The following is a 12,282-nucleotide window of genomic DNA, read 5'->3' as shown; positions in this document are numbered from 1 at the left end:
TCGTGCAGGTCCGGTGCGCGCTCGGCGAGCACGGTGATGACCTCGTCGAGGTAGCGGTAGCCGGTGGCGCGGGAGATGCCGTGATCACGTGCCAGCGCGGTGATGTCGGCGTGCTGCCGGAACCAGCGCAGGGCGAATACCGCGTGCCAGTAGCAGGTCAGCGCCCTGGTGCCCTTGCGGGTGCCGCGGTCGCGGCGTTCGGCGTGGAGCAGCCGGCCCAGGTACTGGGCGAGTTCGCGGGGTACATCGAGTGTGGCACGATAGGCGATCACGGGGAGCTTTCTGACTGGGATTTGATCTTCGCAAATCCAGTCCTATCAGGAGCTCCCCGTCCTTCTACTCCCAGGCCCCGCGGCACGTCAGAGCGCCTGCACGAGCGTTCCCCCGAACATCCTCAGGCCTTCAGTGCTGGAATCTCCGCTGTTGAGATCACCTCACTCCTGTTGCGATGCGAACTCGACGTGTACCTGGGAAGTTCCGCGAGTACGACGCCTGGAAAGGCTGGGATTGGAAGTACCCGCCGGTTCCTGACTACCCGGGCAAGTACGGCCACGGGTGACGTTGACGTGTACCTGTCCTACCTGCCGACAGGGTCGCGCCACCAGATCGGCCCGCCGCCGCCAAGGTGACGGCCACTGCTGCACTCCCCCCGCCGCGCACCAGAATGTGGTCCGCTTCTGCTGATGCGGGTGGTGCCCATGCGGGACGGACAGTCAGAGCGCCTCGCCGACTGTGAGCTGACCCGGGCGGACGACCGGATCGCGGTGACGGGCGAGATCGACGCGGCCAACGCCGGCGCGATCGCGGACCGGGTCTGCGGAGCTCTCGGCGGCACGGTCGTCGTCGTGGACCTCCGCGCGGTGACCTTCTTCAGCGCGGCGGGAGTGCACGTGCTGAGAAGGATCGCCGCCGCGGCCCGCACCTCGGACACCATCGTGCAGGTGCTGTGCTCGGCCGCGGTGCGCCACACCGCGCGACTGTGCGGAGTGACCGAACTCCCCGGCCTCGTGCTCGACCGATCCGACCGGCGCGAGCCGGACCCGACAGGGGACCGAGAGGCGCCGTCGTGACCACGTTCTCCGGCCGATCCACCCGCGAGCACTTCGAGCACGCCGTGCTGGTCGCCGACTCCGATGACGCCCTCGACCGGCTGCTCGTTCCCGTCCTGCGCCACCACATCCGCTCCGGTGAGCCCGCGCTGCTCGTGGTCAGCCGGCGCACCGAGCGCATCGTGCGCGACCGCCTCGGTTCCGCCGCCGGCAAGCTGGGCTGGGGAGATCCCGGCGCGTTCTACCAACGCCTCGGGTTCGTCTACGAGGGGTTCCGCCGCCACCTCGAACAGGAGCACGCGGAGGGCCGCAGCGTGCACGTGATCGCCGAGCCGGACTTCACCGCGGACCTGGACCTCCCGGTCGACCGCGCCACCGCCTACCTGGCGTACGAGGCGATCTGCAACGACGTCTGCGCCGGCTTCGGCTGCCCGGTGACGTGCATCTGGGACAGCCGCCACCACTCCGCCGAGGTCATCGAGTGCGTCCGCAGCGTCCACGCCCACGAGCTGACCGCCGAAGGCAGGCAGCGCAACAGCACGTTCGTCCGCGCCCGGGAGCATCTGGAATTCCAGACCCACGCGACCATGCCGCCCGCGCCGCGCAGGTTCGACATCGAGATCACGCTGTACGCTACGGCCGAGCTCGGTCCCAGCCGCGCCGCCGTCCGCGCCTGGGCCGGCTGTCACGGCTTCAGCGTCACCGCGGCGTTCCAGGTCACCACCGCGGTCAACGAAGTGCTCACCAACGGCCTCGAGCACGGACGGCCACCCGTGCGGCTCCGGGCCTGGCGCCACGGCACCACCCTGGCGGTCCAGGTGGACGACCACGGCGGCCGCCGCATCCCGCCCGACGCCGGTTACCGGCCACCCCGCCTGGACGGCGCGGGCATCGGCCTCTGGATGACCAGGCAACTCGCCGACGTCGTGCTCACCAGGACCACCGGCGACGTCACGACGGTGCGGCTGTACTTCCCCCACGCCGTCACCCACCGCGGCTTGGACGGTGGGTGACGGCGACCGGGTCACACCAGGTCAGCGGACCGCGCGCACACCGTTCTCGAAGAACGCGAGCCGCACCTCGGGGTCCACGGCCCGTTCCGGGTGGTCCATGAGCCCGAACGACAGTCCGTCCAGACTCGTGATGCCCGCGATGTTCTCGAACGAACCGTCGGGGTTGGAGTCCTTCTCGTAGCGCAGTGCCACGCGGTACTCCGCCACCGAAGCCGTGCTGTCCGGGTGGAAACGACCCTCACCGTGCGCGCACGGGAAGACGAGGGTCTGACCGCCGAGCCCGGTGAGCCACGGGCTGTCGTTCTCCTCGTCGACGACGTGCCGCTGGTTCTCCTCGTTGCGGAACGTGCCGGAGCTGTTCACCTTCAGCCCCACCTTGCCGAAGCAGCCACCGCGCACCGCGATCTGGAAGCCGTTGCAGATGCCGATCAGCGGACGCGTGCGGCACGCCTCGAACTGGTCGGCCAGGTGGCTGCGCAGCAACGCACCCGCCACGGCACCCGCGCCGAGGTGGTCGCCGAACGAGAACCCGCCGGGGATGCAGAGGATGTCGGCGTCGTCGAGCCGCTCGTCGCCCGCCAGCAGGTCGGCCGCGAACCTCAGCCGCGGCGTCGCGCCCACCGCGGCGAACGCCGAGATGGTCTCCTCCTGGCAGTTCGTGCCGGGCAGGTACAGGACGTTGACGGTCGGCTTCATGCGATCCTCGCCGTGAACGAGTTGAGCCAGCCGTCACGCGCGGCCGGGGTGAACAGGTCAGTGCCGTCGAGCAGGATGCCGGAGCCGGGCGCGAGCACGCCGAGCACGACCGGGTTGAGCTCGGCGGGCAGGCGGTCCACGTCGTCCTGGGCCACCTCGACGACCGCGCCGACGCGGTGCTCGGCGAAGAGCGACTCGGCGGTCGCGGACTCCAGCCGCACACCGGTCCCGCTCGCCAGCACGCCCTGGGCGAGCGCCGCCGCGACACCACCGGCGCCGATGCGGGCACCGCTGCGCAACAGGTTCCTGCTCGCCGCCAGCGCGGCCAGGTAGGTGTCCACATCGGACAGCGCCAGGTCGTCCAGCGCACCGTCCGTCAGGCCGAGCTTGCGCCCGGCGACGGTGCCGACCGGCGACGAGGTGGACAGGCCGATGCGGACCAGCGCGTTGCCCGGCGCGGTCCACTGCTCGCGCAGCAGGCCGTCACGGTGCGGCACCTTGCCCAGCGCGGTCAGGAACACCGCGGGCGGCACGCTGACCAGGCCCTCGTCGGTGTGCACCGAGCCGGCCGACGAGTCCTTGCCCGAGATCAGCGGCACGCCGAAGTGGCGGACCAGCACGGCCAGCTCGTCGACCATGCCGACCAGCCACTCGCGCCAGTTCTCGGACAGGTGCGGGGTGTAGAAGTTGTCGCACATGCAGACGTCGTGCACCTCGACGCCGGCGAGCACCTGGCCCGCGAGCAGCGAGCAGAACATCTGGCGCGTCGCGGCGACCGGGTCGGCGTCGAACATCCACGGGTTGAACGCGGTGTTCAGCACCGCGGCGGCAGGCGAACCCGCGACCGGGGTACCCGCCCAGTAGGCCGTGCGGACCGGGTGTTCGGTGCCGTGGTGCGGGCCGTACCAGGTGTTGCCCTGGACCGTGGAGTCGTACTGCGAGTCCGCGTAGTGCTGGGACGCCACCTCCGCGTCGGAGACGACCTGCTCCAGCAGCCCGGTGAGCTCGGCAGGCTCCAGCGACGGCCACGCGGGCGGCGGACCGGACGGGCGTGGCGGCGGGCCCACCTCCTGGCGTTCGACCTCGATGTCCAGCAGCTCGTACGAGACGTCGAAGCCGGTCTCGCCCTGGTGCGCGGGCACGGCGTCCGGCGCGGAGGCGATCAGGGCTTCCTCGGTCAGGTCCGGGGCGTGGAACACGTGGTAACGACCCGTGTCCGCGAACCGGCCGATGACCGTCGAGCGGACCATGTGCCGGTCGAGGATCTTCTTCGCCCGCTCCTGGTGCTCCGGCGGCACGGCGAGCAGCATGCGTTCCTGCGACTCCGACAACAGGATCCGCCACATCGGCAGCGCCGCGGTCTTCAGCGGCACCAGCGCGGTGTTGATCCACACGCCGCACGCCTCGCCGATCTCGCCGACAGCGCTGTTCAGGCCCGCGCCACCGACGTCGGTCAGCGCGCTCATGCAGCCCTCTTCGCGCAGCTCGATCAGCGCCTTGCGGAACTTGACCTGCTCCAGCGGCGCGCCGATCTGCACCGCGGTCGTGTCCATCGTGGCGCCCGCCGAGCTGGCGGACGCGCCGTGGATGCCCTCGTTGCCGGTCAGACCGCCGATCAGCACGACGAAGTCACCCGGCCGCGGCGTGCCGCGCTGCGCCGCCGAGACCGGCAGCAGCCCGATGCTCCCGCCGAGCGCGAACGGCTTGGCGCGGTACGACGGGTGGAACGTCATGCGCGACGACATCATCGGCACGCCGAACGTGTTGCCGTACTCCTTGATCGCCCGGATCGTCTCCCCGGCGAGCCTGCGCGCGTCCGGCCTGCCCTTGATCGGCGCCGGCGCCTCGGGCTCGCCGATCGCCGTGTACTCGAAGCTGCCGATCGGGTCGGCGCTGAGGCCGGTGCCGAGGATGTCGCGCAGCACGCCGCCGAGCTTGGTCAGCTGGCCGAAGTAGCCGGAGATCGCCGACGGGCCGTTGTGCGTCTCCGCCTTGATCGCGATGGCGTGACCGTCGTAGAAGTCCCAGACACCCGCGTTGTCGTGGAACATGCTGAGCACGTTCGGATTCGCGACGTCCTTGGCGGCGTTGATGAGCCTGCCGAGCAGGCCGCCCAGCGACTTCCACGTGGTGTGGGCGCAGTGGTCGCTCCACCGAGCGTCCAGGGCCTCCAGCAGGACCTCGGTGACGTACTCGTCGCCGAGCGTCTCCTGGATGTGCCGCACGTGCTTCATCTGGGCGAGCGAGAGGTTGCGGCCGCCGGCCACCCCCAGCTCGGCGAGCGCCTCGTCGTCGAGCCCGCGCAGGTCGTAGTGCACGGTCGGCTCGTAGTGGCCCTGCGGCACGAGGGTGTCATAGTGCGGTTCCTCGTCGTGCAGCTCTTCGATCGTCGCGTTGAACCGGGTCGAGGCGACCAGGTCGCGCAGCCGCGGCGACGACGACCGGTAGGTGGTGGCGACCTTGCCCGCACGCGCCTTGACACCGAGCAGCCCGCACACGGTGATGATCGAGTCGCTCTCGTTGTCGACCACGCCGCGCTTGTAGGCGACCTGCACGTCGCCCTGCTCCAGCGGCTGGTCCACGGTGACCTCGACGTCGAGCTGGTCACCGAGCACCGCGGCCACGTCGGTCAGCGCCGCCGGTTCGGGGTCGCCCTCGAACTCGACGTAGTAGTCGCGCCACACCTCGAGGTCGTCGAGCTCCCACGATCGGCCTAGCTCACGGATGTCGGGCTCCGCGACGCCCGCGGAGCGAACCGAGAACTTGTGGATCAACAATCCTCCTGGAGCTGGGACGGGGGCGTCGAGAGACATTGTCCTCAATGGCCCCTCAGCTCGTGAAACCGCCTCCGCCAGGGATCTAATTCAGTCAACACTGAAGTGATTATGACGATCGGAGATGACGATCTCGGCCTCGGGGTCGTGGCGCAGTCCTGACGTGCCCGCCACCACGATCGTCGCGCGGTGCCACGGCTGTTCGCGGAGCATGAACGGCAGTTCCTCGGCCAGCCACGCGGCGACGTGCTCCCGCTGGGCGGCGGAGTCGCCGTCGCGGGCCACCAGCCGGCGGTTCTGCTCGTCCAGGTCGCCCTGGATCCAGACCGAGGCGTCGAGCCACGGCGCGAGGGCCTCGCGGATGATCCCGGTGCCCTCGACCCACACCACGTCCAACCCGGCCGGGACGCGGATCGCGCCGGGCCGGTCGCGCTCGATCCAGGCCCGCGGCCGGAACTCCACCGCCTCGCCGCGGTGCAGCGGCCGCAGGACGTGCTCGGCCAGGAGGTCCGCCCAGTCGAAGTACGCGTGGTGCCAGGCGATGTCGTCGGTGTGCACGACTCCGGACGCGGGCACCATCGCGCGCAGCCGCTCGGCGAGGGTGGACTTCCCGGCGCCGCCGCGCCCGTCGATCGCGATCACCTGCGGACGTCCGGCGCCGGGTGCCGCCGCCCGCAGTCTCCGCACGACCTCGGACAGCCGCTCGACCCGCCACCCCGGCGCCTCTGCCTCACCCCGGTGCAGGCGCATTCAGCCGGCCATCCGGTATCTGCCGAGCACCATCTGGGCCAGCTCGTCCGCGACCTCGTCCAGCGTCGCGTCGACCCAGCCCACGACCCAGTCGTGCATGAGCCCGTTGATCGCACCGATGATGGCCGCGGCGGTGATGCGGTAGTTGCCGGGCGGAATCTCGCCGCGCGTGACGGCGTCGGCGGCGAGCCGGTTGATCAGCTCGACCCAGACGGCCCGGCGTTCGAGGCGCTGGCGGTCCATCCGGGGGCTGACTCCGACGACCTCGACGTAGGCGATGCGGGCGTGACGCAGATCCGCGCAGGCACCCTTCACGTAGGCGTGCACGGCCAGCGGCAGCATTTCCGCCATGGGCAGGTGCGTGATGCGGGGCAGCGCCTCGGCGACGGCCCTCGCCGCCACGTCGTTGACGTGCAGGTGCAGGTCGGCCAGCAGGTCTTCCAGGGTGCGGTACTCCTCGTAGAACTGGCGGCTCGACAGTCCCGCGGCCTTGCACAGGTCACCGAGCCTGGTGCCCCGGTAGCCCGTCCCGGTGCCGAACAGCTCCAGCCCCGCTTCCCGGAACCTCCTGCGCCGCTCGTCACGGCGCTCGGCCGCGTCCTTGCCCCCGTAGCGACCCTCCGCCGGGGTGATCCTGCCTGCCACTGTTCCTCCACCGATGATCCGCAGCAGTTTCCTCCACTCGGTCTTGTGGCGGGCGTCACGTCGAGCCTACTATCCAGTAGCCACGATCTGAACTTGACCAAGTTCAGATTTCCCTGCGGCGTGCCCTTCCTGAGCGGGGCCCACTTCAACGGAGAAGCGATGAACGCTAGGACCGACCGTGCCCGGAAAACCCCTGCTGGGAGCGCTCTCTCGCGCCGCCGCCTGACTCACGCCGTCTTCGCGGCGGCCGTGCTCGCCGCCTGCGTCACCGCCCCGGCGGCCTCCGCGGCGCCGCTGCGCGAGGTGATGTTCGTCGGCAACAACTGGGACGGCACCGCCGATGTCATCAAGTCCACCGGCGACTTCGCCAGGATCGGCCGCCTCAACGTCATCCCCGACAAGACCCAGCGACTGACCGAGATCTACCTGAACCCGATCAAGCTCGCGTTCTTCCTCGGCATCCGGCAGGGCCCTGGCGAGGGACACGACCAGTTCGTCGACGACATGTACGCGACCCCCGACGGCACGGCCATGGTCGTCTCCCGCCCCAGCTTCGCCGACGTCGTCTCCCTCGACCTCGCCACCGGGCAGATCAAGTGGCGCTTCCCGGTGTCCGGCTTCCGCTCCGACCACATGGCCGTCTCCCCCGACGGCACCAAGGTCGCGGTCTCGGCGTCGACGTCCAACACCGTGCACGTGCTGGACATCAACACCGGCCGGCAGCTCGGCTCGTTCAAGACCGGTGACAAGCCGCACGAGAACGTCTTCACCAACGGCGGCAGGTACCTCTGGAACATGTCGATCGGCGAGGTCAACAACAACTTCGACGCGCCGTGGCAGGACTTCCTCAAGGGCGACCGGCACATCACCGTCGTCGACGCGAACACCTACCAGATCGTCAGGACGATCGACATGCGCGCCAGGCTGGACGCCTTCGGCCGCAAGGACCTGTCGAACTCGGTGCGGCCCGCGATGTTCAGCCCGGACTACTCGAAGCTGTACTTCCAGGTGTCGTTCTTCAACGGCTTCATCGAGTACGACGTCGCCACCGACCAGATCACCAGGGTGAAGACCCTGCCGAAGAACCCGAACACCAGCGACGACCGCACCACCTTCGTCAACGACTCACGCCACCACGGCCTGTCCATGAACCCCGACGGCAGCAAGCTCTGCGTCGCCGGAACCATGGACGACTACGCCACGGTCGTCGACCGCGGCACCCTCGAGCAGGGCCCGCTCGTCACGGCCTCCAAGCCCTACTGGGCCACCGTCAGCGGTGACGGCCGCGCGTGCGTGATCTCGGAGAGCGGCTCCGACCAGGTCACCGCGATCGACTTCGCCACCGGGCAGAAGCTCGTCTCCGTGCCGGTCGGCGACCACCCGCAGCGGGTTCGCATCGCCCGCATCGACGCGAACTGGACCGGATCGACCCGCTGATCATCGCCTGTCCATCTGGCCGGGATGTGCGCGCACATCCCGGCCAGATGCTGTTGTGAGGCCGTACGCGACCGCCAGATCGAACGCCTTACCGCCCAAGGACTTGCGGACACCGTCCACACACGACTGGTGCGGCGCGGTGAATTGTGCACACCGTCCTGACCGGATCACCATCAGTGGTGGTCGTGGTGACCTTCGTGCGCGTGGCCGCCGTGGTACTGGTGCACCACCGCGTGCCCCTTGCCGCGCGAGATCAGCCACCGGTTGACGGGCACGGTCACCACGAAGGCGACGGCCAGCGCGAACGCGAGGCTCACCCAGAACAACCAGCTGGCGACACCCGCCTCCATCGCACCGGGCACCAGCAGCATGACGGCGTTGTCGACGATCTCCATCACGGCGATCGAGACGGTGTCCGCGGCGAGCGCCACGCCGATCGCCGCCTTCAGCGGCAGGCCCGACTTGAGCACCGGGCGGATGGTCAGCGAGTAGCCGAACAGGAACGCCAGCGCGATCGCCAGCAGGATCGTGGCGAGGTTCGACCAGCCGAGCGCGGTGCCGATGACCATGCCGAGCACCTCACCGATCGCACAGCCGGTGAGGCAGTGCAGGGTGGCCGAGACGGCCAGCTTGGTCAGGCTCGCGGGTGCGGCGCCGTGGTTCATGTCTCCTCCTTCAGCTCGCGCCGAACCATACCCCTAGGGGGTACCCGTATCAAGTCCGGTCTGAACCGGCCCCGGTGTCGGACCCGTAGGACACGTCGATGGCATCTACTAGGTACGGTAGTTGCATGAGCCACGGCGCGAAGGTCACGCGGTGGTTGTTGGTGTGCGTTCTGTTCGTCGGCGTCGTGGGGATGCATCACGTCGCGATGAGCGGCGCGATGCCGGCAACCCACGTGTCGATGCCGGCCGACGCGCACGGAGAACACGAACCCGAGAGCCCGTCGCAGCCGCACGACATGCTGAACATGTGCCTCGCGGTCCTGTCCGCCGTGGTGTTCGTGCTCCTCGCCTGGTTGCTCACCCGAGTGGTGCCCCTTGCCGCGCAGCGCGTCCTGACGACGCCGGCGTGGCCGCGGGCACCGGGTCGTCCCCCGCCCGCCGGCGGCAGAGCCCTGCTGAGTGCGGTGTGCGTGCTGAGGTTGTGATCCGCCCGGTCCACCGGCAGAAATCACCTGACCTCCACAAAGGAAGAAGTCTCTCCACATGAAGAAGACCTTGGTGACGCTCGCCGTCGCGGCGGCCGCACTCGTCGCGGGCTGCGGCAGCAACGACATGACCGGGATGAACCACGGCTCCACCGCGCCCGCGCCCGCTTCGAGCGGTCAGGCCGCCGGCCACAACGCCGACGACGTGACGTTCGCGCAGGGCATGGTGCCGCACCACCAGCAGGCGCTCGACATGGCGAAGCTCGTGCCCACGCGCAGCCAGAACCCGAAGGTGCTCGATCTCGCCAAGCGGGTCGAGGCCGCGCAGGATCCCGAGATCACGAAGATGAACGAGTGGCTCGAGGCGTGGGGTGCCACCACGTCGACGCCGGGCATGGAGCACGGCTCCGGGCACGGCTCGATGCAGGGCATGATGAGCGCCGAGGACATGAAGATGCTCGAACAGGCCAAGGGCCCCGCGTTCGACAAGATGTGGCTCGAGATGATGATCAAGCACCACGAGGGCGCGGTCGCGATGGCGAGGACCGAGCTCGAGAAGGGCGGCAACGGCGACGCCAAGAAGCTGGCCCAGGAGATCATCGACGCCCAGCAGAAGGAGATCACCGAGATGCGCGGGCTGCTCGGCGCGGCCTGATCGGTGTGCGCCGGGGCGGGTGCGGCACCCGCCCCGGCGCGGCTCGGGAGGAGTTCCGCGTCACGTAACCTTGGCCGACCGGAGGGATGGGCGATGCGCGGGCTGGGCGAGTTGGAAGCGGCCGTCATGGACGTGCTGTGGCACGCCACCGAGCCGCTGCGGGTGCGTCAGGTGCTCGAACGCCTCGACACGGGCAAGCCCCTCGCCTACACGACCGTGCTGACGGTGCTCGACAACCTGCACCGCAAGGACTGGGTGTCCCGCGAGCTCGACGGCAAGGCCTACCGGTACCAGCCCACCCTCAGCAGGGCGGAGGCCGCGGCGAACGCGGTGCGCGAGGTGCTGGCCGCCTCCGGTGATCCGCGGGGCGCGCTGCTGCACTTCGCTCGCTCCGCGTCCGAGGAGGAGTCGGAGGTTCTGCGGAAGGCGTTGCGCGGGAGGCCGTCGAAACGATGACCGTCGCGCTGTCTCTTCTGCTCGGCTGCGTGGTCGTGGGCTGGCTCGCCCCGCGCTACCTGCTCCGGATCGCCGACCCGGCGGTGGCGCTCGTCGCGTGGCTGGTCTCCGTCGTCGCCGTCGTCGTCACCGCAGCCGGTGCGATGCTGCTGCTGGTGCTGCCCGACCACGGGCTCGGCCCGTCGGTCGTGGCCACGCTGCACCACTGCTGGCAGTCCGTGGCGCACGGCTCTGCCCCTGCTGTCGAGGCGGTCAGCGGGGCGGTCGGCTTCGTGCTGCTCGCAGGCCTGCTGGCCCGCCTGGCCGTGGCCGGTGTCCGCGGCGGCCGTCAGCGCGCCCAGGCCCGTCGCGAGCAACTGGACGTGCTGCGCGTGGCGGGCCGGCGCGAAGAGGGCGCGCACGTGACGGTGTGGCTCGACCACGACAGCCCGCTGGCGTTCAGCCTGGCCGGCCGGCCCGGTGTGGTCGTGGCGACAGAAGGACTCCACCGCCACCTGAGCCCCGAGCAGGTGCAGGCGGTGCTCACCCACGAGCAGGCCCACCTGAACGGCCGCCACCACCTCCTCGTGGCGTTCGGCGACCTCGTCGGTGCCACACTGCCGTTCCTGCCGCTGTTCCGGCGCACGGCAGCGGCCCTGCGAGAGCTCGTCGAGCTCGCCGCGGACGCGACCGCCGTGCGCAAGCACGGTGCCGACGCGGTCAGGGCAGCGCTCACCGGCGTGGCCGGGCACGGCGCTCCCGGCACCGCGCTCGCCATCGGCGGCGACTCCGTGCAGAGCCGGCTCGCGAAGCTGCCGCGGCACGTACCCGGATCTGCCCGCAGGCTCGCCTCGTGCGGGCTGGCGGGTGTCACGGCCCTCGTGCTCCCCGCCGTGACCGCGCTGGCCGCCCTGGCGACGCTGATGCTGGTCTCCTGCCCGGCTGCGTGACGATCCGGCCGGCGCGGTAGCCGCCCTCCTCGAGCTCCTGACACGACCTGCTACTGCCGTTAGTGGCAACGTCCGCACGCCTTACCCCCAGGGGGTACTTGCCACACCCCTACCCCCCTGGGGTATAAAAGAGGCAAGCGCACACCGTTCCCCCGGTCCCCCGACCGGCCGCGCGGTGGACCGATCGACAGGAGCGAGACGTGCACGGCTACACCGACAACAAGGACGCCCACCTGCGCCGCCTCAAGCGAATCGAAGGCCAGGTCCGCGGACTGCAGCGGATGATCGAGAACGACGAATACTGCATCGACGTCCTCACCCAGATCTCCGCGGCCACGAGGGCGTTGCAGGCCGTCTCACTCGGACTGCTCGACGAGCACCTCAAGCACTGTGTGAGCCAGGCCATCACCGACGGCGGAACGGCTGCGGACGAGAAGATCGCCGAAGCCAGCAACGCCATCGCCCGCCTGGTCCGCTCCTGACCGTCCGCCCCAGACGCACAGAGAGAAACCGGAATGGCTGAGTCCACCTACACCGTCAAGGGCATGACCTGCGGGCACTGCGTCAGCTCCGTCACAGAGGAGGTCGGCCAGATCAGCGGCGTGCGACAGGTCGACGTCGACCTGCCCACCGGCAAGGTCACCGTCACGAGCGACGCGCCGGTCAGCGAGGAAGCTGTCCGCGCCGCCGTGACCGAGGCCGGCTACGAGCTCGTCGCGAGCTGAGGG

14 protein-coding genes and 1 pseudogene are annotated in these 12,282 nt (G+C 70.0%); 9 read left to right on the top strand and 6 right to left on the bottom strand.

The window, feature by feature from the left end; translation table 11 throughout:
* Positions 1 to 272: pseudogene (locus ABFX45_RS05315) on the bottom strand (IS5/IS1182 family transposase); the annotation flags it as partial.
* A gap of 426 nt (positions 273 to 698) precedes the next feature.
* Here ABFX45_RS05315 and ABFX45_RS05310 point away from each other — a divergent pair.
* Together ABFX45_RS05310 and ABFX45_RS05305 are read left to right on the top strand one after the other, a co-directional pair.
* Positions 699 to 1,070 carry an STAS domain-containing protein gene (locus tag ABFX45_RS05310; RefSeq protein WP_346128042.1) on the top strand — a complete coding sequence of 124 codons (372 nt, stop codon included), beginning with the start codon at positions 699 to 701 and terminating at the stop codon, positions 1,068 to 1,070.
* Positions 1,067 to 2,062, top strand: a complete 996-nt coding sequence (locus ABFX45_RS05305; RefSeq protein WP_346128040.1) for an MEDS domain-containing protein — start codon at positions 1,067 to 1,069, stop codon at positions 2,060 to 2,062. The genes ABFX45_RS05310 and ABFX45_RS05305 overlap by 4 nt, the downstream gene beginning before the upstream one ends.
* A gap of 21 nt (positions 2,063 to 2,083) precedes the next feature.
* Here ABFX45_RS05305 and ABFX45_RS05300 read toward each other — a convergent pair whose 3' ends face one another.
* The 4 genes from ABFX45_RS05300 to ABFX45_RS05285 all read right to left on the bottom strand — a co-directional run bounded on the left by ABFX45_RS05300 (position 2,084) and on the right by ABFX45_RS05285 (position 6,927).
* Positions 2,084 to 2,758, bottom strand: coding sequence for a phosphoribosylformylglycinamidine synthase subunit PurQ (locus ABFX45_RS05300; protein ID WP_109636852.1), 675 nt, complete (start codon positions 2,756 to 2,758; stop codon positions 2,084 to 2,086).
* Complete coding sequence (locus tag ABFX45_RS05295) at positions 2,755 to 5,532, bottom strand: AIR synthase-related protein (protein WP_346128037.1); 2,778 nt, start codon at positions 5,530 to 5,532, stop codon at positions 2,755 to 2,757. The genes ABFX45_RS05300 and ABFX45_RS05295 overlap by 4 nt, the downstream gene beginning before the upstream one ends.
* 90 nt (positions 5,533 to 5,622) lie before the next feature.
* Positions 5,623 to 6,282 carry a uridine kinase family protein gene (locus ABFX45_RS05290; RefSeq protein WP_346128035.1) on the bottom strand — a complete coding sequence of 220 codons (660 nt, stop codon included), beginning with the start codon at positions 6,280 to 6,282 and terminating at the stop codon, positions 5,623 to 5,625.
* Complete coding sequence (locus ABFX45_RS05285; RefSeq protein ID WP_346128033.1) at positions 6,283 to 6,927, bottom strand: TetR/AcrR family transcriptional regulator; 645 nt, start codon at positions 6,925 to 6,927, stop codon at positions 6,283 to 6,285. It lies immediately after the preceding gene.
* Positions 6,928 to 7,086: 159 nt separating this feature from the next.
* Between ABFX45_RS05285 and ABFX45_RS05280 the strand changes: the two genes are divergently transcribed.
* Entirely contained in the window at positions 7,087 to 8,364 is a 1,278-nt protein-coding gene (locus ABFX45_RS05280; protein WP_109636849.1) for a YncE family protein, read from the top strand.
* A gap of 173 nt (positions 8,365 to 8,537) precedes the next feature.
* Here the strand turns inward: ABFX45_RS05280 and ABFX45_RS05275 are convergent, their stop codons facing one another.
* Complete coding sequence (locus ABFX45_RS05275) at positions 8,538 to 9,029, bottom strand: DUF4396 domain-containing protein (RefSeq protein WP_109636848.1); 492 nt, start codon at positions 9,027 to 9,029, stop codon at positions 8,538 to 8,540.
* A gap of 125 nt (positions 9,030 to 9,154) precedes the next feature.
* Between ABFX45_RS05275 and ABFX45_RS05270 the strand changes: the two genes are divergently transcribed.
* The 6 genes from ABFX45_RS05270 to ABFX45_RS05245 all read left to right on the top strand — a co-directional run bounded on the left by ABFX45_RS05270 (position 9,155) and on the right by ABFX45_RS05245 (position 12,279).
* Positions 9,155 to 9,514, top strand: a complete 360-nt coding sequence (locus ABFX45_RS05270; RefSeq protein WP_346128030.1) for a hypothetical protein — start codon at positions 9,155 to 9,157, stop codon at positions 9,512 to 9,514.
* A 58-nt stretch (positions 9,515 to 9,572) separates the two neighbouring features.
* Entirely contained in the window at positions 9,573 to 10,169 is a 597-nt protein-coding gene (locus ABFX45_RS05265) for a DUF305 domain-containing protein (protein ID WP_109636846.1), read from the top strand.
* A 93-nt stretch (positions 10,170 to 10,262) separates the two neighbouring features.
* Positions 10,263 to 10,625, top strand: coding sequence for a BlaI/MecI/CopY family transcriptional regulator (locus tag ABFX45_RS05260; protein ID WP_346128028.1), 363 nt, complete (start codon positions 10,263 to 10,265; stop codon positions 10,623 to 10,625).
* Positions 10,622 to 11,554 carry a M56 family metallopeptidase gene (locus ABFX45_RS05255; RefSeq protein WP_346128026.1) on the top strand — a complete coding sequence of 311 codons (933 nt, stop codon included), beginning with the start codon at positions 10,622 to 10,624 and terminating at the stop codon, positions 11,552 to 11,554. Before ABFX45_RS05260 ends, ABFX45_RS05255 begins: the two co-directional genes overlap by 4 nt.
* 200 nt (positions 11,555 to 11,754) lie before the next feature.
* Positions 11,755 to 12,036 carry a metal-sensitive transcriptional regulator gene (locus ABFX45_RS05250; protein WP_109636843.1) on the top strand — a complete coding sequence of 94 codons (282 nt, stop codon included), beginning with the start codon at positions 11,755 to 11,757 and terminating at the stop codon, positions 12,034 to 12,036.
* A 33-nt stretch (positions 12,037 to 12,069) separates the two neighbouring features.
* Positions 12,070 to 12,279, top strand: a complete 210-nt coding sequence (locus tag ABFX45_RS05245) for a heavy-metal-associated domain-containing protein (protein ID WP_109636842.1) — start codon at positions 12,070 to 12,072, stop codon at positions 12,277 to 12,279.
* Positions 12,280 to 12,282: the final 3 nt, after the last annotated feature.

The organism is Lentzea roselyniae (genome assembly GCF_039537795.1).
Lineage (GTDB): Bacteria > Actinomycetota > Actinomycetes > Mycobacteriales > Pseudonocardiaceae > Lentzea > Lentzea atacamensis.
This window is presented reverse-complemented; position numbering and strand designations above follow the sequence as displayed.

Excerpts from the sequence above, each read along its gene's own strand:
- ABFX45_RS05310 (WP_346128042.1), top strand. The coding sequence starts at position 699 with ATGCGGGACGGACAGTCAGAGCGCCTCGCCGACTGTGAGCTGACCCGG.
- ABFX45_RS05300 (WP_109636852.1), bottom strand. The coding sequence starts at position 2,758 with ATGAAGCCGACCGTCAACGTCCTGTACCTGCCCGGCACGAACTGCCAG.
- ABFX45_RS05290 (WP_346128035.1), bottom strand. The coding sequence starts at position 6,282 with ATGCGCCTGCACCGGGGTGAGGCAGAGGCGCCGGGGTGGCGGGTCGAG.
- ABFX45_RS05280 (WP_109636849.1), top strand. The coding sequence starts at position 7,087 with ATGAACGCTAGGACCGACCGTGCCCGGAAAACCCCTGCTGGGAGCGCT.
- ABFX45_RS05275 (WP_109636848.1), bottom strand. The coding sequence starts at position 9,029 with ATGAACCACGGCGCCGCACCCGCGAGCCTGACCAAGCTGGCCGTCTCG.
- ABFX45_RS05270 (WP_346128030.1), top strand. The coding sequence starts at position 9,155 with ATGAGCCACGGCGCGAAGGTCACGCGGTGGTTGTTGGTGTGCGTTCTG.
- ABFX45_RS05265 (WP_109636846.1), top strand. The coding sequence starts at position 9,573 with ATGAAGAAGACCTTGGTGACGCTCGCCGTCGCGGCGGCCGCACTCGTC.
- ABFX45_RS05260 (WP_346128028.1), top strand. The coding sequence starts at position 10,263 with ATGCGCGGGCTGGGCGAGTTGGAAGCGGCCGTCATGGACGTGCTGTGG.
- ABFX45_RS05255 (WP_346128026.1), top strand. The coding sequence starts at position 10,622 with ATGACCGTCGCGCTGTCTCTTCTGCTCGGCTGCGTGGTCGTGGGCTGG.
- ABFX45_RS05245 (WP_109636842.1), top strand. The coding sequence starts at position 12,070 with ATGGCTGAGTCCACCTACACCGTCAAGGGCATGACCTGCGGGCACTGC.